Origin of the sequence: Paenarthrobacter sp. A20 (assembly GCF_024168825.1) — a bacterium.
Taxonomy (GTDB): Bacteria; Actinomycetota; Actinomycetes; order Actinomycetales; family Micrococcaceae; genus Arthrobacter.
Genome location: NZ_JALJWH010000001.1, coordinates 1,480,569 through 1,499,821, shown reverse-complemented (window position 1 = coordinate 1,499,821; position 19,253 = coordinate 1,480,569). Strand labels below are relative to the sequence as shown.

Annotated in this window: 17 protein-coding genes and 1 pseudogene; 7 read left to right on the top strand and 11 right to left on the bottom strand. The window is 62.7% G+C overall.

Going from position 1 to position 19,253, the window contains the following annotated elements:
- Positions 1–69: 69 nt before the first annotated feature.
- The 11 genes from J3D46_RS07260 to J3D46_RS07210 form a co-directional block, all read right to left on the bottom strand.
- Complete coding sequence (locus J3D46_RS07260) at positions 70–1,437, bottom strand: mannitol dehydrogenase family protein (RefSeq protein WP_253466046.1); 1,368 nt, start codon at positions 1,435–1,437, stop codon at positions 70–72.
- The gene (uxaC, locus tag J3D46_RS07255; RefSeq protein WP_253466043.1) at positions 1,434–2,840 is read right to left on the bottom strand and encodes a glucuronate isomerase; all 1,407 of its coding nucleotides are present in this window, start codon (positions 2,838–2,840) and stop codon (positions 1,434–1,436) included. The genes J3D46_RS07260 and uxaC overlap by 4 nt, the downstream gene beginning before the upstream one ends.
- Before the next feature lie 91 nt (positions 2,841–2,931).
- Positions 2,932–3,978, bottom strand: coding sequence for a LacI family DNA-binding transcriptional regulator (locus tag J3D46_RS07250; protein ID WP_253466041.1), 1,047 nt, complete (start codon positions 3,976–3,978; stop codon positions 2,932–2,934).
- 77 nt (positions 3,979–4,055) lie between these two features.
- Complete coding sequence (locus J3D46_RS07245) at positions 4,056–5,222, bottom strand: Gfo/Idh/MocA family protein (RefSeq protein ID WP_253466038.1); 1,167 nt, start codon at positions 5,220–5,222, stop codon at positions 4,056–4,058.
- Positions 5,223–5,248: 26 nt separating this feature from the next.
- On the bottom strand, positions 5,249–6,109 hold the full coding sequence (locus J3D46_RS07240; protein ID WP_253466035.1) for a sugar phosphate isomerase/epimerase: 861 nt from the start codon (positions 6,107–6,109) through the stop codon (positions 5,249–5,251).
- A gap of 66 nt (positions 6,110–6,175) precedes the next feature.
- Positions 6,176–7,051 carry an ATP-binding cassette domain-containing protein gene (locus J3D46_RS07235; RefSeq protein WP_253466032.1) on the bottom strand — a complete coding sequence of 292 codons (876 nt, stop codon included), beginning with the start codon at positions 7,049–7,051 and terminating at the stop codon, positions 6,176–6,178.
- Entirely contained in the window at positions 7,048–8,928 is a 1,881-nt protein-coding gene (locus J3D46_RS07230; RefSeq protein ID WP_253466029.1) for a dipeptide/oligopeptide/nickel ABC transporter permease/ATP-binding protein, read from the bottom strand. Before J3D46_RS07230 ends, J3D46_RS07235 begins: the two co-directional genes overlap by 4 nt.
- Positions 8,925–9,866: an ABC transporter permease gene (locus J3D46_RS07225; RefSeq protein WP_026542293.1), complete on the bottom strand. Its 942-nt coding sequence runs from the start codon at positions 9,864–9,866 to the stop codon at positions 8,925–8,927. Before J3D46_RS07225 ends, J3D46_RS07230 begins: the two co-directional genes overlap by 4 nt.
- A gap of 6 nt (positions 9,867–9,872) precedes the next feature.
- On the bottom strand, positions 9,873–11,411 hold the full coding sequence (locus tag J3D46_RS07220) for an ABC transporter substrate-binding protein (RefSeq protein ID WP_253466026.1): 1,539 nt from the start codon (positions 11,409–11,411) through the stop codon (positions 9,873–9,875).
- A gap of 245 nt (positions 11,412–11,656) precedes the next feature.
- Positions 11,657–12,664 carry a Gfo/Idh/MocA family protein gene (locus tag J3D46_RS07215; RefSeq protein ID WP_231342025.1) on the bottom strand — a complete coding sequence of 336 codons (1,008 nt, stop codon included), beginning with the start codon at positions 12,662–12,664 and terminating at the stop codon, positions 11,657–11,659.
- A gap of 42 nt (positions 12,665–12,706) precedes the next feature.
- Complete coding sequence (locus J3D46_RS07210) at positions 12,707–13,552, bottom strand: sugar phosphate isomerase/epimerase (RefSeq protein WP_253466024.1); 846 nt, start codon at positions 13,550–13,552, stop codon at positions 12,707–12,709.
- A 212-nt stretch (positions 13,553–13,764) separates the two neighbouring features.
- On the opposite strand from J3D46_RS07210, the gene J3D46_RS07205 reads away from it, so the two are divergent.
- The 7 genes and pseudogenes from J3D46_RS07205 to J3D46_RS25130 form a co-directional block, all read left to right on the top strand.
- Positions 13,765–14,784, top strand: coding sequence for a LacI family DNA-binding transcriptional regulator (locus J3D46_RS07205; protein ID WP_231342019.1), 1,020 nt, complete (start codon positions 13,765–13,767; stop codon positions 14,782–14,784).
- Between the two features lie 67 nt (positions 14,785–14,851).
- Positions 14,852–15,673 carry an ammonia-dependent NAD(+) synthetase gene (gene nadE / locus J3D46_RS07200; protein WP_253466021.1) on the top strand — a complete coding sequence of 274 codons (822 nt, stop codon included), beginning with the start codon at positions 14,852–14,854 and terminating at the stop codon, positions 15,671–15,673.
- Positions 15,674–15,930: 257 nt separating this feature from the next.
- Positions 15,931–16,581 carry a PadR family transcriptional regulator gene (locus J3D46_RS07195; RefSeq protein WP_253466018.1) on the top strand — a complete coding sequence of 217 codons (651 nt, stop codon included), beginning with the start codon at positions 15,931–15,933 and terminating at the stop codon, positions 16,579–16,581.
- A 76-nt stretch (positions 16,582–16,657) separates the two neighbouring features.
- On the top strand, positions 16,658–17,416 hold the full coding sequence (locus J3D46_RS07190; protein WP_253466015.1) for a MerR family transcriptional regulator: 759 nt from the start codon (positions 16,658–16,660) through the stop codon (positions 17,414–17,416).
- 44 nt (positions 17,417–17,460) lie between these two features.
- Positions 17,461–18,051, top strand: a complete 591-nt coding sequence (locus tag J3D46_RS07185) for a TetR/AcrR family transcriptional regulator (protein ID WP_253466012.1) — start codon at positions 17,461–17,463, stop codon at positions 18,049–18,051.
- 97 nt (positions 18,052–18,148) lie between these two features.
- Entirely contained in the window at positions 18,149–19,132 is a 984-nt protein-coding gene (locus tag J3D46_RS07180) for a polyprenyl synthetase family protein (protein ID WP_253466009.1), read from the top strand.
- Positions 19,114–19,218: pseudogene (locus J3D46_RS25130) on the top strand (LacI family DNA-binding transcriptional regulator); the annotation flags it as partial. The gene J3D46_RS07180 and the pseudogene J3D46_RS25130, both read left to right, overlap by 19 nt.
- Between the last annotated feature and the right edge of the window lie 35 nt (positions 19,219–19,253).

The following is a 19,253-nucleotide window of genomic DNA, read 5'->3' as shown; positions in this document are numbered from 1 at the left end:
TTGGCAAGCGGTTGCCGGTGAACTCTGGACAGCCTGGGCACGCTAACGGGTGCCGAATCTCAAAGAGGCCTAAGCCGCAGTCCCTGTCTTCGCGGGAACCACAGACGCGAAGCCTGCGCTGAGCTCCTGGATGAGCTCCACAACCGCGGGATCCCCGGCAAGCCCTGTATCAAGCAACGCCACAAGGGCAGCGGTACGTTCAACGCCGGAAAGTCGGTTGGCCTCAGAGACGGCATCCGACTGCGGGTCCTGCAGGCCGGGATTGCCTGCCACAAATGCGGCCCACACCGCGATCATGGTGGCCGCCCCCGCACCACTCCGACCCGCCTCACGTTCAGCCCGGAGGACAGGTAGTGCCCGCATCCTCAGTTTGGTGCTGGCATCCATGGCAATCTGGGCCAAGTGGTGCGCAATCCGTGAGTTGCCAAATCGCTCCAGCAACGCAGCCCGGTATTCGGGAATCCCCAGCTCGTCACCCGGAAGGTGGCGGGACGCTTCCTCCCAGAACTCCTCCACAGCGTCGCGGCACACGGCGTCGGCCAACGCTTCGGCCACGGTGGTATGCCCTCGAAGCTGCCCGGAGTAGGCCAGGATAGAGTGCGCTCCGTTGAGGAGCCAGAGCTTGCGGTTCTCGTAGGGCTCAATGTCGTCCACGAAGGCGGCTCCGGCGTCTTCCCACCGAGGGCGACCGGCCGGGAAATCCCCGCTCAGTACCCAGTTGTGGAAGGGCTCGGTGACCACCGGGGCGTCGTCCTGGTACCCACACGAGGCCGCGACGGCGTCGAGGTCTGCTTCCGTAGTGCGCGGCGTAATCCTGTCCACCGAGGTGCTGACGAAACTGACGTTGGCTTCGATCCAGTCCGCAAGCCCAGTGTCGTATGCGCGGGCGATACCCAGCACGCTTTCCTTGGCGACGTTTCCATTGTCCGAAAGGTTGTCGCAGGAAACCACGGCGAGGGGACCGGCGTCGGCATCCCGACGGGCGGCGAGGCCGAGGACCAAGCGGCCCAACGGCGTCGTAGGCTGCTTGCCGGAAACCAGCAGCGGAACGTCGTCGGCACCGAGGCCATAGGCCGCTTCCGTGATGGTCAGCGTGACCACAGCAGTCCCCGACGACGCCACCAGTTCAACCAAACGGTCCACGTTGGCGCCATCGACGGCCTCGACGATACTCCCCACAACTTCAAAGGAATCGCCGGCGTCCGAGCGCTCCACCACCGTGAACAAACCGTCCTGCGCGGCGAGAACTTCGGCGGCGTCCGGGCGACGACCGGTGAAGGAGGCAATGCCCCACTCCCCCGCGTCGCCGGCGTGCTGCGTGTACCAGGCCTGATGTGAACGGTGGAAGGCGCCCAGGCCAAGGTGCACTATCCGGATGGGTGCTTTGGCGGCGGGCGACACCGAACGGCCCAGGCGCGGAAGATTCCCGGCGGTCACAGCTTGAACACCCTGCGGGGCGAGGAATCGACGACGTCGAGGATCAGCTCATGCGCGCGGTCTTCGGTCACGCGGTGCTCGGCAACGAGACGCGCCAGGAACGAGGCTTCGATCCTGCGCGAGGCGTCGTGCCTCGCAGGGATGGAGCAGAACGCCCGGGTGTCATCGATGAAACCCGATGACCGCGAGAAGCCAGCGGTCTCAGTGACGGCGGAGCGGAAGCGCAGCATGGCATCGGGCGCGTCGAGGAACCACCAGGGTGCGCCGATGTAGACAGACGGGTAGAAACCGGCAAGTGGAGCCAGTTCGCGGGAGAAGACTGTCTCGTCCAGCGTGAAGAGCACCAGGTGGAAGTCCTTGGCCGTGCCGAAGTCCTGCAGCAGCGGACGGATGGCCTCGGTGTAGTTCACTGCGAACGGAATGTCGTGACCGGTGTCAGCCCCAAACTCATTGAACGTGGGTTCGTGGTGGTTCCGGTAGGAGCCCGGGTGGATGGTCATGACCAGGCCGTCCTGCACGGACATCCGGGCCATCTGGTACATCATGTGGGCCTCGAACGCGTCGCGGTCTACAGCCGTCGCTTTGCCGGAGCGCGCCTTCTCAAAGAGGGCTTCGGCTTCGGCAGGATCGAGTTTGAGTGTTGCGGGCGTTCGGACGCCATGGTCCGCGGAGACCGCGCCATGCTCCACGAAGTAGCGACGGCGGTTTTCCAGGGCTGCGATGTAGCCGGCGTAGCCTGTCGCGCCGTCGGCCGCGGTTTCGATCAGCCTGTCTACGTTGGCACTCCAGCTGGGGTGCGCCACATTGAGGTAGGCGTCGGGGCGGAAGGTTGGCAGGACGCGGCCGTTGAAGCTGGGGTCTTCGGTGAGGGCCTTGTGGCTGGCAAGGCTGTCCAGGGGGTCATCCGTGGTGGCAAGGACTTCGATGTTGAAGTCCTTGAAGAGCTGCCGGGGCCTGAAGTCAGGTTCCACCAGCTTTGCGGCGATCGCGTCGTAGCTCGCGTCCGCCGGCATGTCGCGGAGATCCGCGCCGAGCTTGAACACGTCGTCGAACTGCGTGCGCAGCCAGTACCCGGAGGCCGTGCCCTCGAACAGCGGCCAGGCTTCAACGAACTGTCGCCAGATCTCCCTGGATTCCGGCGCGGAGGCTGCGCCGGAGAGCAACTGGTCCATCGGAACACCATTGGCGTGGATCAGTCGCGTGACGTAGTGGTCCGGACTGACCAGGAGGGCCGCGGGATCGGGGAACGGAGTGTTCTGCTCGATGACGGCGGCGTCAACGTGGCCGTGCGGAGAAATGATGGGCAGGTCCTGGACGCGCTCCAGCAAGGACCGCGCGATGCTGCGCGTCCCGGGATCTGCGGGCAGGAGCCTGTCAGGGTGTGCGGCAATGGACTGTGACATAGGTCAATCTTGCGGCCCACTTGCCATCCTTGTCAACCGGTTGCCAAAAATTGCCAACTAGTTGCTACTGAGCACTTCCTGGAGCCGCCAGCTAGGCGAGAAGCCTGCCACTGGAGCCGCGCACCACGAGTTCGGTTTCCACGCTTACGGCTTCATCCGGGGCGTCATGGCCCTGCAGCACGTCCAGCAGGATGGTCACGGCGCGGGTGCCGCACTCCCCCAGGGGTGAACGCACGGTGGTCAGGGCAGGGGTGGTGAAATCCGCCCCGAAGATGTCATCGAAACCAACAATGCTGATCTGGTCCGGAACGCGCATGCCGCCGGCCTGCAGTTCCTGCATGAGGCCGATGGCCAGGAGGTCGTTGTAGGTGATGACCGCCGTCACCCCGCTCTCCAGGACATCGCGCGCAACCTGCCTGCCGCCGTCGACCGTTGGCTTGGACGATTCCAGGCGGACGGCCCCCAACTTGGACCACTCACAGGCAGCTTTGACACCTTCCCATCGGCGGCCCGTCATCCACGACTGCGCCGGTCCGGCAACGTATGCGAGGCTGGTGTGGCCGTTGGCGGCCAAGCTGCGAACGGCCTCGCTGATGCCCTTGTTGACGTCAGGCACGACGCACGGCACGCCATCGATTTGCCGGTTGATGACCACCACCGGCTTGTCCGCCGCAAGAGCACGGATATGGTCGTCGTCCATGCGGGGACTGGCCAGGATGAGGCCATCGACAGTGCTCAGCAGGCGTCGCGCGGCCGTGACCTCGGTCTCCGGAGACTCTGCGGATTCGGCCAGGACCAGCGTGTAATCGCGGGCTGATCCTGTGGTCTCGGCACCGCGGATGATGTCGAAGAAGGTGGGGTTGGTGATGTCCGCGACGATCAGCCCGATGGTCTGTGTGCGGCCCGTGGGGAGTGCGCGGGCGAAGGGGTTCACCTGGTAGTTCAGTTCCGCCGCCGCGTCCTCGATGATCTTCTGGGTCTTGGCGCTGACCCTGCCCGGCTTGCTGAGGGCCCGGGACACCGTGGAGGGGTTCACCCCCGCAAGCTTGGCGATGTCGTAGATGGTGGCGGAGGATTTCTCGCCCCGTCCACGCTTGGCGGGTGCGGTTGCTGCTCCGGGGCTCGTCACGTCGGTCACCGCTCCATCGTAGACCTCGTGGCAACAAAACAGGCCGGTTGCCAAAGAATGGTGGCAGCCGGCCTGTTCCGAAGGGGTCAGGAGCGCTCGGGGAACTTGCCCTCTTCGGCGATGCGCTTGTTCAGTTCCTGCAGGAATTCGTCCTCGTCGAAGTCCAGGGAGACTTCCTTGCCCGTCCAGCTGGAGAGGTGGATCGCGTTGGCAAGGCGGACACCGTTGATGCCGTCGGATCCCGGAGCGAGCAGCGGCGTGCCGTCCAGGATGTTGGCGGCAAAGTTCTCCAGGACACCTGCGTGCTGGCCGCCCCACACGGACTCGAACTCGATGACCTCGGTGGTGTAGAACTCGTCGCGGTTCAGCTGGCCCATGAAGAGCTTCCGGACATCGTCCATGTCCATGGAATCGCTGAGTTCGCGTTCCGGCTTGACCAGGCGCGTTACCGTGGCAACCTTGCTGTCTTCCACCACGATCTTGCCTTGGTCGCCCAGGATTTCGAAGCGGTCGGTTCCCACGATGTCGTGGGTGGCTGTCACGAAAACGCCTGTGGCGCCGTCGCCATAATCAACTACTGCGGTGACCTCATCCTCGACGGCGATGTCGCGGCGGAAACCGTACGCCACCTTGGAGTACACGGACTTGGGGACGCCGCAGATCCACTGCCAGAGGTCCAGCTGGTGCGGTGCCTGGTTGACCAGGACTCCGCCGCCTTCGCCGCCCCACGTTGCGCGCCACTCACTGGAGTTGTAATAGCCCTGCGGTCGCCACCAGTTGGTGATGATCCAGTTGGTGCGCCGGATACTGCCGATCTCGCCGTTATCAACGATTTCCTTGAGCCTCTTGTACAGCGGGTTGTTGCGCTGGTTGAACATGATGCCGAAGGAAAGCTCCGGCTTGGATGCAGCGAACTCGTTCAGTTCCTTGACCTGCTTGGTGTACACCCCGGCAGGCTTCTCCACCAGCGCGTGGATGTTGCGCTTGAGCGATTCAATGCCCATCTCGGGATGCAGGAAATGGGGGACGCAGGTGACAATTGCGTCCACGGAGCCGCTTTCAAGCATCGCCAGGTAGTCGTCGTAGAACGGAACGCCCGGATACTGGGATGCTGCCAGTTCCTTCTTGGCGGGATCGATGTCGCAGATGGCGCCGATCTCCATGTTGGTGACGGTGCCGTCCTTGATGAACCTGGCGTAGGCGCCACCCTGCTGGCCCAGGCCGATGATGCCGAGGCGTACTTTCTTGCTCATGAATGCATTCTCCTGTGGTGAATAATCTAGAAAAGGTCGGCGTGGCCCATGGCCACCAGGTTGTCGTACGAGGTCTGGAGGGCATCCCATACAGTGCGGCCGTACAGTTCGTCCTGCTCCACCAAGAGGTACTGGGCGCCGGCGGCCACCGCTGCGGGCACGATTGACGGGAAATCCAGGTTTCCCTCGCCCACCTCAGCGAACTGCACCACGTTCTTGAACTCGGCCATGAAGCCGGGGAAGTCGCCCTTTTCCAGGAGGCCGAAGGACGATTCCGGCATTTGCCCGATCCTGTAATCCTTCAGGTGGACCATTGCTGTGCGTCCCGAGTACTTTTCAAGTGTCCGGACCGGGTCCAGGCCGCCGCGCTGAACCCAGTGCACGTCGATTTCCATGCCCATGGCCGGAGAGTTTTCCGCGATGATGTCCAGCATGTATTTGCCGTCGAACTTCGCAAACTCGATGTGGTGGTTGTGATAGTAGAGACTGATGCCCTGCTCCTGGAGCCGCTCGGCATAACCGTTTGCCTGCTTGGCGAAGTCAACCACGGCCTCCAGGGACTTCATGGCCCCGAACGGCAGCATGCCAATCCGCAGCAGCGATGTGTCCAGGCGCTTCGCGTCATCCACAATCTTGTCGAAGTTGTCCGCAAGGGACTCGACGGGCATGCCCTTGCGGCCTTCCACATTCACGGAGAGGGCAGCAATATCCATGCCCAGCTCCGAGCGTGAGCGGTCCAACTCGTCAACATTTTCCGGTGTCATGGGGATCTGGGAGATCTCCACCGCGTTGTACCCGATTGCGTTCACTTTCCGCAGGGTCTCAAACGCTCCAACTTCGGCGAAGCTGTCCTTCAACATCATCGCCTGTACGCCTATTGTGGCCACTTTTTCCTCCAAAATTTCCGGCCACAGTTAAGGGGCCGCGTGGGTTCTGCTGGGTGCCGCCGGCTATCAGGCCACGGCACCCGCTTGTTCAATCTGGTTACGTTGGGTGGCCATCAGCCGGTGCCGGTCTGCCCGGCGTTGTTCCTGCCGGTCCGGATCGGGCACGGGCGATGCGAGCAAAAGCCGCTGCGTGTAGGGGTGTTCGGGATCGCGGGTGACGATCTCCGCGGGGCCTTGTTCCACAATTTCGCCGTGGTACATGACGGCCACACGGTGGCTGATGTGCCGCACGACGTCGAGGTCGTGCGAGACGAACAGGTAGGAAACGCCGGTGTCCTTCTGGATTTGCAGGAAGAGGTCCAGAACCCGGGCCTGGGTGGAGAGGTCCAGTGCGCTCACGGGCTCATCGCAGACAATCAGTTTTGGGGACAGGGCAAGTGCCCGGGCGATCGCAACGCGTTGGCGCTGGCCACCGCTGAACTCGCGTGGCAGCCGGTGGATGGCGTCGGTGGGCAGGCCCACCTGGTCCAGGAGTTCCTTGACACGCTTCTTCGCTGCGGCGGGTTCCATGCCCTGCACCCCCAACGGTTCAGCCAGGATGTCGCCGATTTCCAGCGCCGGGTTGAGCGAGGTGTAAGGGTCCTGGAACACCACTTGCAGGTCCCGGCTGAGCGTGCGGCGTTCTTTGCGCGACGCGTTGCTGATGTCGTTGCCCTCGAAGATCACCTTTCCGGCGGTGACCGGGGCCAGGCCCAGGACGGCGCGGCCAAGGGTGGTCTTGCCCGAACCGGACTCCCCTACCAGCCCGAGGGTTTCGCCCTGGCCGATGGTGATGTTGATGTCCGTCAACGCTCGGAAGGGCTTGGCCCGGAACCGCTTGCTGGGGTACTCCACTACCAGGTTCTCCACTGAGAGGAGCGGGGACTTGTCTGCGGCACTCATGCGACAGGCTCCTTCTGTGCTGCTGATCCAGGCTGTGACACAAGCATGGTCATGGGGGTCTTTCCTTCGAGCATGGACCCCAGCAGGGTCTGCGTGTACGGCTCTTTCGGGTTCCGGAGAATGTCCCGGACCGTGCCTTCTTCCACGAGCCGCCCGTTCTGCATCACGGCCACGCGGTCGCAGAGGTCGGCAACAACTCCGAAGTTGTGGGTCACCAGGATCACGCCGATGTTCAGCCGTTGCTGCAGTTCGCGGAGCAGGTCCAACACATCTGCCTGCACGGTGACATCGAGTGCGGTGGTGGGTTCGTCAGCGATCACCAGGTCCGGTTCGCAGCTGATGGCACCGGCAATCAGCACGCGCTGGGCCATGCCACCGGAGACCTCGTGCGGGTACGCCTCGAAGGTGCGTTCCGGGTTGGCAATGCCGACGTCGGTGAGCAGCTTGAGCGCACGCTGGCGGGCTTCTGCCTTGGAGATTCCCAGGACACGGACCATGGGCGTCACCAGCTGGTAGCCGATGGTGAACGCCGGGTCCAGGTTGCTCATGGGCTCCTGCGGAATGTAGGAGATCCGCTTGCCGCGCAGTTTGGACAGCCGTTCCTGGTTGACGCGGTCATCGCCGGGGGCCACCGTGTAGCTGCCGTCGAACTGGATGGAGCCGCCCACAATCCGGGCGTTGTCCGGCAGCAGGCCCAGGATGGAGAACGCGGTCTGGGACTTGCCCGAGCCCGATTCACCAACGATTCCCAGGATCTCGCCGCGGTCCACGTGGAAGGAAACATCGTCCACTACCTTTTTGATGGAACCGTCAGCCTGCGGATAGCCGACGCCGAGGTTGGTCACCTTGACCAGGTGGTGCTCGGTTCCGACGTCGACGGCGGCCACGGACTTCCGTGACTGGCCCGCCGTGGCGGGGTCCGGCGTCGTGCTTGCAACAGAGGCAACCGCCCGCTTCTTGCGGTGCTTGATCTTTTCGCCGTCTTCCAGGGCGTCGCGGATGGCGTTGCCCAGAAGGACCAGTCCGCCGATGGTCAGGGCCATGGCCAGTGCCGGCCAGAGCAGCAGAATCGGGGTGAGGTAGACGTTCTTGAAGCCTTCCGAGAGCATGACGCCCCAGGTGGCTTTGGTGGGATCGCCCAGGCCCAGGAATTCGAGTCCGGACTGGATGGCGATGGCAACCCCGGCGATGGCGGCGGTTTGGATGATGATGGGTGCGCGGACCACGGAGAAGATGTGGCGGGCAATGATGCTCAGGTCCGAAAGACCGGAAACCCGGGCAGCGTCGACGTAGAGCTCGTTCCGGACCGACTGGACTGCGGTCCGGGTCAACCGGAAATACGACGGGCTGATCAGGACACCAAAGGCGATCATGGAAATCCATACCGACGGTCCGAAGGCTGCGCGGATGGTGAGCAGGACGATCAGGCCGGGCAGGCTCATGAGGATGCTGACTACCCAGTTGGAAACGGCCTCGAATTTGCCTGCGTAGTAGCCGGCGATCAGGCCCGCCGGGAGTCCGATGGCGATCGCCACACCGGCACACAGCAGCGCAGACAACAACGTCAGCTGCGCACCGAAGAGCAGGCGGCTCCAGGTGTCGCGTCCTGCACTGTCCGTGCCCAGGATGTTCACTGAATCCGGGGCGGCCAGGGTCTTGGAAATGTTGGCGAAGTTCTCTTCGAAAGGCGCGATCACCGGCGCCAGGATGGCCAGCGCAGCGATCGTCAGCAGGATCACCAGCGAGGCGATGCCCATGGGGTTCTTCAGGAGACGGCGCATCACGGTGGAACGGACCACCGTGCCGCTCTGGCCTGTCTTGGCCGCAAGGCCGGTGACTGCAGCTGTTGCTGCTGTTGAATCTACGGAGTCGCTCATGAGACACGCACTTTCGGGTTGAGCCAACCATTGAGGATGTCCACCAGGAGGTTCACGACGATGACCACCACCACGGTGTACATCACCACTCCCATGACCACGGGAAGATCGGTTTGGGTGGTAGCGGCAACAGCCAGCGGACCCATGCCCGGGAGGGCGAAGATCTGCTCGATGATCACTACGCCGCCCAGCATGCCGATCAGTTGCAGGCTCAACACCGTCAAGCCTGCAGGTGCCGCGCTGCGGAGCACGTGCTTGAAGAGGATTTCTCGCTCTCCAATGCCGCGGCTGCGCAACGTCCGGACGTAGTCACGCTCAAGCTGTTTGATGACTGCGGAGCGGATCTGCTGTGCGCCGCCAGTCACGCCGTTGATCAGCAAAGCGATCACCGGGAGGGTCATGGAGTAGACCCAGGCCTCCGGCCCCACCTCCGGAGAGATGGTGCTGGTGGCGGGGAAGAAGCCCAGCTGGATGGCCAGGATGGTTACCAGGAACACGCCAATCACATACCCGGGAATGGAGTCCCCAACGATCGCGCCAATCTGGACCACCCTGTCCACCCAGCCGCGCTTCACGGCTGCGGCAACACCGATCAGTGCTGCACAGATGGCGATCAGGATCATTGCGGTGAAAACCATGGTCATGGTGACCGGGATACGGGTGGCCAGGGAGTTGGCCACCGGCTCCGAGGTGAACCAGGAAGCTCCAAGGTTGCCTGTGAGCGCATCGCCCAACCAGGCGAAGTAACGGACAAAGAGCGGTTGATCGAGTCCCAGTTCCTGTTCCTTCAAGGCAACCTGTTCCGGTGTTGCCTGATCGCCCAGGATGTTCTGGGCGATACTTCCGCTGGAGGTGTACAGCAGGGTGAAGGTGAGGACCGAGACTACGAACAACACCACCAGACCACTGCCCAGTCTTTTCGCAATGAACTTGATCATGGGTTCCTACTTGGCGGGCGAGTAGTTGTAGATGGATGGAACGGCCTGCTGTGCCTGCGGGGTGACGTTCACTTTGTCGTTGTGGTAGTACATCTGGTTCACGCGGAACAGCGGGGCGAACCAGGCCTGTTCCACCACGTACTTGTTAACTTCCTGGGCCAGCTTGCCGGCATCCTGGCCGCCGCTGCGGACGGCCGCAATCTTGGCCTCAAGCTCGGGAGTGGTGTTCTTGAACGGGTTGTAAAGAGCCTTGGTGGAGACGATCTGGTCGATCGCAACCGTGGGCTCGCCCTGGAAGAGGTTGAAGAACAGGGCGTGGTACTTCTGCGCCGCAACATCAGAGGTGAAGGTGTTGGTGATCGCAGCGCCCGGCTTCAGGGTGATTCCGACATCCGCCAGTTGCTGCTGGAGCACCGAAATGAGGGTTTCAGCCCCCGGCAAGGTGGGAACGTCAATGGTCACTTTGCCTTCGAAACCGGATTCCTTCAGGAGATCCTTGGCCTTCTGCGGATCGTAGCTGTAGTAGTTCTCCAGCTCCTCGGTCCACGCCCCGCTGTCCTTGCCGAACGGCTGTGAGGTGGGAGTTCCTTGACCCAGCATGACCTGCTCGAGGATGGTCTTGCGGTCGAAAGCGTGGTTGATGGCCTGGCGGACCTTGACGTTGGCCAGCGCCGGGTTCTTGGTGCCGTCACGGTCCAGCAGCAGGAGCCCGGACCAGTCAACCTGGTTGGTCTCAAGCTTCATCTTGGCGCCCTCGGCCTGCTTGCCGTTCTTCGGGTCCAGCAGGGTGGCGTCGATCTGGCCGGAGACCAGTGCGTTGGTGCGTGCAGTGGGATCCAGGAGGACCTTGAGGGTCAGCTTCTTGTACTTCTGCAGGTCCGTGTTCCAGTAACCTTCACGGGCGGTGAACACCGTCTGCGAGTCCTTCACCGAGGCTGCCTTGTCCATGACGTACGGGCCGGAGCCAACGGGCACGGTCTTGATGGCGTCCGTCCCCAGTGCTGCGGGGCTTCCCATCAGGCCGGCTGCCTGGCTCAGGAAGTACTCCAGTGCTGGCTCTGGTGCGCTCAAGTTGATGTCGATGGTGTCCTCGTCCACCACTGCGATGTCAGACACAGAACTCAACTGGGCCATCTGGGGACCGTTGGCCTTCTTGAAGTGGTCCATATTGGCCTTGGCCGCAGTGGCATCGAACTTGGCGCCATCGCTGAAGGTGACGTCCTTCCGGAGATCCACTGTGAGCTTGGTGTTGGTGTCGTTGTACTTCCACGCCGTTGCAAGCATGGGGCTGAGCTTGCCGTCGGGTTCGCGCAGGATCAGGGAATCGTACGCTGCCTGGTACGGCTGCAGCGCGTGGCCTACGTGGGCCTGTGCCGGGTCCCAGGATGTGAGGTCGCGCAGGGTGCCCAGCGTCAAGGCCGTGACCGTCTTGGTGCCGGGAGTGGAACCGGCTCCGGCACCGGCATTCCCGCCGCCACATGCGGTGAGCGCCAGGGAGGCGCTGAGGACGATGGCGGCTGCTGCCGCCTTGGGACCTAACTTCATTGTCGGCTCCTACTGAGTCTTTGCCTGATGCGAGTCAGAGCGGGTGATGTGGCCTGCGCCACATATTTCTGGGTGTGGGATTTACAGTACGGACTTTGTTCGAGGTTGGCAACCGATTGTCAAAAGTTTCTTAGATTGTTGCCAAGTGGCCGCAAGCCCTCATCAAAAGCCGTGAATCAGACACGAAAATGGCCGGAACCCCCAACGGTTTCCGGCCCCCATCGCCAAGCGGTTGCACAGATGGCTCAGCCCACCCGCCCGGGCATTTCAGGGTAGCTCTGTGCGTAGATGTCCTTGATGATGCCCAATGATTTCCCGGCCTCCGCGGGGTTGATCCAGAAAGGTCCGGGTTCTGCCAGCCGGGAATAGAAGTCAGCAATAAGCAGCTCGTGCGAGACACCCCAATAGGACCGGCCGCCGGACTCCACCACCCGCTCCGGGATGACGTCCACCCGGCCGTCGGCGTAGGTCACCGTGAGGTCACCCCGCAAGCTAAGCGTGGCCTTTTCGGTCACAATATCCAGGGTCACAGGGGCGTTGACCGCGTTGGCCAACGTTGCATAGAAGACACTCCGCGCACCGCCAACATGCTCGGCCACGAACTCCGCGGTGTCCTCCACCTCGATGACGCCACCCAACGATCGCGTCGACGCCCGGCCCTCCACCTTGGCCACATCGCCCACCAGCCATTGCAGCAGGTCGACTGTGTGGATGGCTTGATTCATCATCAAGCCCCCGCCGCCTTCGGCCCACGTCCCGCGCCACGGCCGGCTCCGGTAATAGTCGCCGTCCCGGTGCCACATGACGGTGGCCGACGCGCCAATCACCTGGCCCAGCCCGCCGTCGTCGAGCAATTTCCGCATGGCCTGCGACGTCGCGTTGTAGCGGTTCTGGAAGCAGACGGCGATTTTCGCCGGGCTCCGCTCAGCCGCCTCAATGAGCCGCTTACCTTCCGCCAGCGTGTGCGCCAGGGGCTTCTCCACAATGACGTTGACACCGCGCTCAAGGCAGTCGGCGGCCACCGAGGCATGCAGGTGGTGCGGCGTACAGACATGCACGACGTCGGGACGCACCTCCTGGAGCATGTCCAGGTAATCCGCGTACCCCGGTACGCCGTGGGCGGCTGACGCCGCCTCCAACCTCCCGGGATCGGTGTCGCAGACCGCCGCCAACTGGACGCCGGCCAGGGTGGAGATCGCCGAAAAATGGACGGTTGAGATGTCACCGCATCCGATAATTGCCGCTGTAGTCATTCCTGCTCCTTCGAAGGATGATGCTGTCGGGTTTTGCGCTTGTCAGGCGAGGGTGACGTTGTTCTTCGCGGCGAGGCCGGAAAATGCGCGTGCCGCGACGCCGAAGGCGACGGGGCCCGAGTATCCGCCCAGTTCATGGGCGCTGGCCAGGTGCGGCTCAAGGGAGGCAAAACCGGTGTAGCCATCGGCGGCAAGGGCGCTGATGGTGGCGTCCAGTTCTCCGTCACCTTCACCTGACGGGACCACTTCGCCAGTGGTGGCGATGGCATCCTTGACTTGCAGGTACTCCAGGTACGGGCGCAGGATGGCGTAGCCCTCGGTGTATGGCTTGACGCCCACTTGGACGAAGTTGGCGTTGTCCCATGCCACTCGCAGCGCTGGTGAGTTGACCGTTTCCATGATGTCCAGGACCCGGTCCGGGGTATCGCCGTAGATGCCCTTCTCGTTTTCGTGCAACAGGATGATGCCGTGTGCCGCGGCTTCTCCCGCCAGCGCAGCCATGCGTTCCATGACGGCCTCGCGGATGTCGTCCTGGCTCTGGCCTTCAGCGCGGTAGAAGGAGAAGATGCGCACGTATTTGGTGTCCAGGGCCTTGGCGACCGAGATGATCTGGCGGAGCCGGGTGACCTCGTGCTCCACCGGCAGGCTGACATCCACCTTGCCAATAGGGCTGGCGACGGCGGAAACCTTGAGGCCCTTCCCATCAAGGAAGGCCTTGAGCCGCGTCACCGACTCCGTGTCCAGTTCTGAAACATTGGTGCCCCACGCGCTGCGGACTTCGATGTGGTTCGCTCCGAGGGCCAGCAGCACTGCGGCCTGGATGGCGGGGTCAGGATCTACTTCGTCGCCGAAACCGGACAGGTTCCACACGGCATTGGGTTGAGTCACGAAATCTCCTAGGTGGTCCTGGCTTAGTCCTGTGGCCGCACGGCGAAGGGGCTCGGTGATGCGGTTCACAGGCAGGTCTTGTTCCCCTGAGTTTAGCCATAGTGGCATCAGCTTGACAACCGATTGCCAAAATCTGCCAAGGTGTGGCACTCTAGATCAACGGTGTGGCACTGGTCACAGCCGCATGATCCGACGTTCAGAGAGGAACGCCCATGGCGACGCAACCCGTGGCTGCAGGCCGGCCTGCAACCATCCACGACATCGCCGCCCTGTGCGGCGTCGCGGCGTCCACGGTATCCAGGGCCCTCGCCAATCCGGACCGGGTCAATATCCGCACCCGCGAGCGGATCCAGGCCGCCGCCGTCGAACTCAATTACACGCCCAACTCCCAAGCGAAGGCACTAAGTTCCGGCCGGACCGGAGCCGTGGGAGTCCTGGTCCCGGATATCACCAACCCGTTCTACTTCGACCTCATCCGGGGCACGCAGCTGCAGCTCAAGGCCGCCGGCTACACACAGCTGCTCGTGGACACCGAAGAGTCAGATGAAGTGGAGGCCAGCACCCTGGAGCAACTCCGCAAGAGCGCCGATGGCGTGATTGTTGCGGCGTCACGCCTCAACGACGAGGCACTTGCCGCTGCCGCCGCCCGCATGCCGATGGTCACCGTCAACCGGGACGTCGACGGCGTCCCGGCGGTCATCATCGATACGCCCTCGGCCATGCCACAGGCCTTGGACCATCTCATCTCCCTGGGCCACACGTCCGTCGCCTACGTTTCCGGACCGGCGGTTTCCCAGTCCAGTGCCCGACGGTGGGATGCTTTATCCGCGGCCGCTGAAAGCCGGGGCGTGGACGTTCGCATCATTGGTCCCTTCGCGCCCAAGACACAGTCGGGAGCTGCTGCCGCTGATGCGGCGGTCCACAGCGGAGTCACGGCGTGCATCGTCTTCAACGACCTCATTGCCATCGGCATGCTGCAGAGACTTCGGGAGCGCGGACTGCGGGTACCGGAGGACATGAGCATCGTGGGCTGTGACGACATCTTTGGTGCCGACTTCTGCAATCCCCCGTTGACCACCATGAGCTCCCCCATCGAACAGGCGGGACGCGTGGCCGTGTCCATGTTGCTTGCCCAGCTCAACCCGCTGGCCGGGGGCGGAAACCGCAGCCGCTCCGTCATGCCCACCCACCTCACGGTCCGCGGCTCAACGGGACCGACCTCCCCCAACTAACTGTCACTTGGGCCATACGCGTGCAACATGGTTGAGCCTTCGTCACACCGCTGACTAGTGTTGGACCATGCGCGAACTCCAGGCCACCATCATTGAGGAAATGGGCGTACAGCCCCGGATCAATCCTGCGGAGGAGATCCGCAAACGGGTCGCCTTCCTGAAGGATTACGTCAAAGCGACAGGCACCAAGGGTTTTGTCCTGGGCATTTCCGGCGGCATCGACTCGTCCCTTGCCGGCCGCCTCGCCCAGTTGGCTGTCGAGGAGCTGGAGGCTGAAGGCGTCGACGCGAACTTCGTTGCGGTCCGCCTCCCGTACGGCATCCAGCACGATGAAGACGATGCCCAAGCAGCCTTGGACTTCATCAAAGCCAAGACGGAGTGGACCTACAACATTTCCCAGGCCGTGGATGGCTTCGAGGAAGAGTTCGAGAAGACCACCGGATCTCCGATCTCCGATTTCCACAAGGGCAACACCAAGGCCCGCGCGCGCATGATCGCCCAGTATGCACTGGCCGGCGAGCACAACTACCTGGTGATCGGGACCGACCACGGCGCCGAGTCCGTGACGGGCTTCTTCACGAAATTCGGCGACGGCGGCGCGGACATCCTGCCGCTGTTCGGCCTGAACAAACGCCAGAACCGCGCCCTCCTCGCCGAACTCGGCGCACCAGCCCGCGTGTGGGAGAAGATCCCCACCGCCGACCTCCTGGACGGCAAGCCCGGCCGCACCGACGAGGACGAGCTCGGCATCACCTACGACCAGATCGACGATTACCTTGAGGGCCGCGACGTCCCCGAGGAGGCCGCCGGACTGATCGAGCAGAAGTACCTCCGGACGCGCCACAAGCGCACTGTTCCGGTCACCATCTTTGATACGTGGTGGAAATAGCCACCGCTTTTTAGAACAAACCACGACGGCGGGTGCCGGCTTCCGAACGGAAGTCCGCACCCGCCGTCGTGCTTTAACCGATCCCCTCTCACCTTTCGACGCTTTCCCGCGGTCCCTCTCTCACCTTTCGACGCTTTCCCGCGGCCCCTCTCTCACCCCCTAATTTCAGGGTCTTGACGTCGCGATAGTTACCGATATATCGTTAACTATCGCCGATACTCCTTCGGCGTAACAACAACCGAAAGGACGATGCTGTTATGAAAGGCATCAACGAACACGACAACTCATTCCCCGAGCACGATCACGGACACCCGGAACACGGACATGGACGAGGCCGCTTCAATCGCGGCAAAGGCCGACGCGGCCCGGGCGGACACGGCGGCGGCGGATTTGGCCCAGGCTTCGGACCGGGCGGTTTCGGCCCCGGCTTTGGACCCGGATTCGGCCCCAGGGGCTTCGGTCCCGGCGGTTCACGCCGAGCCAACCGCGGCGACGTCCGCGCAGCAATTCTCTCGCTGCTGGCCGAGTCTCCGTCCAACGGCTATGGCTTGATCAAGACCATCGCCGAGAAGACATCCGGCGCATGGCGCCCCAGCCCCGGTTCGGTCTACCCGACGCTGCAGCAGTTGGTCGACGAAGAACTGATCGTCGCCGTCGGCGAAGGTCGGCGCACCGAATTCACGCTCACTGATGACGGCAAGGCCTATATCGCCGAGCATGAAGAGGAACTCGCCAACGCCTGGAACACCGAGGCCGATGGAACCGGCGCCGCATTCCACCAAAGCGTCGGCAAGCTCATGGGCGTCATCCATCAGTTCCGCGCCGCAGCCACTGACGAACAGCGTCAAGCTGCCATCGAGAAGCTGGACGAAACCCGCAGGGCGCTCTACCTGATCCTGGCTGACTAGTGATCGCCACAGTCCCCTTGACCTTGACGTAGCGTCAACCCCTACAGTCGAAGAACAAGGCTAGGACGGAGGACTGATGGACTGGTCAATCCAGGAAATCGCAAAGATCGCAGGCACCACCAGCCGCACGCTGCGTCACTACGACGACATCGGCCTGCTGAAGCCAAACCGGACCGGCCATAACGGCTATCGCTACTATGACGGTCCGGCTCTGGTTCAGCTCCAGCGCATCCTCCTGCTCCGGGAACTGGGGCTTGGCTTGCCGGCCATCGCCGAAGTACTTGACCGCGAGACGGACACCGTCAAAGCGCTGAGCAGCCATCTGGAATGGCTCGCCCAGGAGCAGGACAGGCTGACCCGGCAGATCGCCTCCGTTCGGCAAACCATCGACACGATGAAAGGGGATGGAAAGTACATGGCACAGAACATGTTTGATGGCTTCGACCACACTCAGTACAAAGACGAGGTGGAGGAGCGCTGGGGCAAGGATGCCTACGCCGCCAGCGATTCGTGGTGGCGCGGGATGAGCACCGACGAAAAGCAGCAGTGGAAGGACCGCGTCCAGAAACTGGGCACGGATTGGATCTCAGCCGCAGAATCCGGGATTTCACCGGACAGCGCCGAGGCGCAGGACCTGGCAAGGCGTCACGTTGAGTGGCTCAGCGGCATTCCGGGAACCCCGACGGCGGCGCCTGGCGGAGACGTCAAGGGTTACGTCACGGGACTCGGAGAAATGTACGTTGCTGATCCGCGGTTCGCGGCCAACTACGGCGGGGAATCAGGGGCGACATTCGTCCGGGATGCGCTGCGGGTTTACGCAGAAAAGAACCTGTAGACGCTCAGGATGCGCTGATCAGGGTTTCACAATAGTCTGGCCGAATGGGTACAAGCACCGCAAAGTCCGGCGGACAGGTTGACAGACAAAAACGCATCCTCGACGCAGCCTTGGAACTGCTGTCCCGCCACGGCATTTCGGGCATCAACATGCGCGCTGTGGCGCGTGAAGCCGGCGTCGCACTTGGGCTTGTGAACTACTACTACGAGGACAAACCGAGTTTGATCCGCGCGGTGCTCCACCAGATTGAAGAGCACGACCTCCTCTTGGTGGAGCCGCAGGCTACGTCGACCCCGGACGAGCAACTCCGGGAGTCCCTTCGTCGCGTTGCGGACCCACGCCTCCTGACCACGCCGTATCTATCCCTCCGCCTTCATTTGTGGGCCCTCGCCCAGGCGGATGAGGACTTTGCGCGCATCAATGCCGCAGCCTTTGAGAGGTACCTCCAAGGGCTCGCGGCCTTGATCGGCAACGCCATTCCCGGGCTGTCACCTGAGGAATGCCGGGACCGGGCGGCCGACGTCGTCGTGGTGCAGAACGGCATGTGGCTCACCACGCTCCTGGGCATCGACAAGGCAGCCATCGAGCGCGGTATTGCCCGCACGGAAGACATCGCCTTCGCACCTTCGCGGTGATTCGAACCGCCCTTGCCCCATTCCGCCGCGAGGATCTCACGGTAGCATTGTCTACAGAAGCGTTTCTTCAGTGTGAATCGGAGTTGTCTTGAAGCCAATGAATGACCTTGCATACGTGGGGAGTCAGGTCCGCAGCCTTATTGTCCAGAACGCCGGAGGGACAGGGTCGGAGGCGCTCGACGAGATTTTGGGTCCGGTTGCTTCAGCCGGAAAGATGCTCAGGTCCGGTTTGATTCTCGATATCGGGGCCACCGTCGGTGCCGTGCCCAGTCCGTCGCTCCTTTCGGCTGCGGCGGCGGTCGAGTTGCTTCACGCGGCTTCACTTATTCATGACGATCTGATCGACGGGTCGGATTATCGACGCGATGCACCCGCTGTACATGTCACTGCCGGGGAGGGAATCAGCATCCTGTCGGGTGATCTGCTGTTGGCCAGGGGCATGAAGCTGGCCCATGAGGCAGGGCCCGCTGCCGCCTCGGCTTGGCAGTCTGCCTTTGAGCGTCTGACGCTCGGGCAGCTGGCAGAGTCCCGCTTGTCACTACGTTCAGCGGAACAGGACTTCCTTTCCTACATTTCCATGAAGACGGCCGAGCTTTTTGCTGCCAGCTGTGAGATGGGCGCTCTCGTCCTGGAACTGTCGCCGTCGACAGTTGAACAGGTTCGTTCGTTCGGGTGGAACTTCGGGATGGCATTCCAACTGTTGGATGACCTTCTCGATCTCCTAGGGGACGACCAGGTTCTGGGCAAACCTGTCGAAACGGACCTCCCCAACGGCGTGTTCGGGGTAGCGGCCATCAGGGCTTCCACCACTTCAGGAGCTGCTTTGGAAGAGGCCTTGGAGGCTGGCCAATTCAGCAAGGCTTACGAGTTGCTTCGCGATCCTGACGTCGTTTCCTATTGCCTGGGCCTGCTCGAGGGCTATGTGGATGCTTCTGCTCATTCCCTCGAGTGCGCGTTGCCATTGGACAACGCCGGTCCTCTGGTCTCGTGGACGAAGAAATACTTCAAGGAGGCCTTGGAAGACGGGATGCGCGCTGAATACCGGCATCTTTTGCCGCTGCAGTGGGGAAGGGACAAATAGTGGCTACGAGAGTTACGATCCGGCACGTTGCCAAGGCAGCGGGCGTTTCGGTGACGACAGTCTCCGATTCTTTAAGTGGCAAGGGCAGACTGCCTGAGGAGACTCGAAAGAAAGTACTGGA

Excerpts from the sequence above, each read along its gene's own strand:
- uxaC (WP_253466043.1), bottom strand. The coding sequence starts at position 2,840 with ATGTCACAGTCCATTGCCGCACACCCTGACAGGCTCCTGCCCGCAGAT.
- J3D46_RS07245 (WP_253466038.1), bottom strand. The coding sequence starts at position 5,222 with ATGAGCAAGAAAGTACGCCTCGGCATCATCGGCCTGGGCCAGCAGGGT.
- J3D46_RS07235 (WP_253466032.1), bottom strand. The coding sequence starts at position 7,051 with ATGAGTGCCGCAGACAAGTCCCCGCTCCTCTCAGTGGAGAACCTGGTA.
- J3D46_RS07230 (WP_253466029.1), bottom strand. The coding sequence starts at position 8,928 with ATGAGCGACTCCGTAGATTCAACAGCAGCAACAGCTGCAGTCACCGGC.
- J3D46_RS07225 (WP_026542293.1), bottom strand. The coding sequence starts at position 9,866 with ATGATCAAGTTCATTGCGAAAAGACTGGGCAGTGGTCTGGTGGTGTTG.
- J3D46_RS07220 (WP_253466026.1), bottom strand. The coding sequence starts at position 11,411 with ATGAAGTTAGGTCCCAAGGCGGCAGCAGCCGCCATCGTCCTCAGCGCC.
- J3D46_RS07215 (WP_231342025.1), bottom strand. The coding sequence starts at position 12,664 with ATGACTACAGCGGCAATTATCGGATGCGGTGACATCTCAACCGTCCAT.
- J3D46_RS07205 (WP_231342019.1), top strand. The coding sequence starts at position 13,765 with ATGGCGACGCAACCCGTGGCTGCAGGCCGGCCTGCAACCATCCACGAC.
- nadE (WP_253466021.1), top strand. The coding sequence starts at position 14,852 with ATGCGCGAACTCCAGGCCACCATCATTGAGGAAATGGGCGTACAGCCC.
- J3D46_RS07195 (WP_253466018.1), top strand. The coding sequence starts at position 15,931 with ATGAAAGGCATCAACGAACACGACAACTCATTCCCCGAGCACGATCAC.
- J3D46_RS07190 (WP_253466015.1), top strand. The coding sequence starts at position 16,658 with ATGGACTGGTCAATCCAGGAAATCGCAAAGATCGCAGGCACCACCAGC.
- J3D46_RS07185 (WP_253466012.1), top strand. The coding sequence starts at position 17,461 with ATGGGTACAAGCACCGCAAAGTCCGGCGGACAGGTTGACAGACAAAAA.
- J3D46_RS07180 (WP_253466009.1), top strand. The coding sequence starts at position 18,149 with ATGAATGACCTTGCATACGTGGGGAGTCAGGTCCGCAGCCTTATTGTC.